Genomic DNA, 232 nt, shown 5'->3' on the forward strand with positions numbered 1-232 from the left:
CAGTCGCAGGTCCAGCCGTGTTCGTCCATCTTCTTCCGGGCGAGTTGCCGGAGGTTGGATTTCCAGACGCCGGCGTCGATGAAGTCCGCGGGAATGTCCCGCTGGACCCGCTGGAGGCGCGTGTACTTGGGGATCATCGACTTGATCTCGGCGACCAGTTCCGCCGCCTGTTCGTTGCCGAGGGGGTCGTACTCGTCGTTGTGCCACATGTCGTACGTCTGGGTTCCGCGGA

General features: G+C 63.4%; 1 pseudogene. It reads right to left on the reverse strand.

The window, feature by feature from the left end:
* A pseudogene (locus SM755_RS24260) lies at positions 1-232 on the reverse strand (tRNA uridine(34) 5-carboxymethylaminomethyl modification radical SAM/GNAT enzyme Elp3); the annotation flags it as partial.

The organism is Natrialba sp. PRR66, from assembly GCF_034808065.1.
In the GTDB taxonomy this organism is placed as follows: Archaea; Halobacteriota; Halobacteria; order Halobacteriales; family Natrialbaceae; genus Natrialba; species Natrialba aegyptia.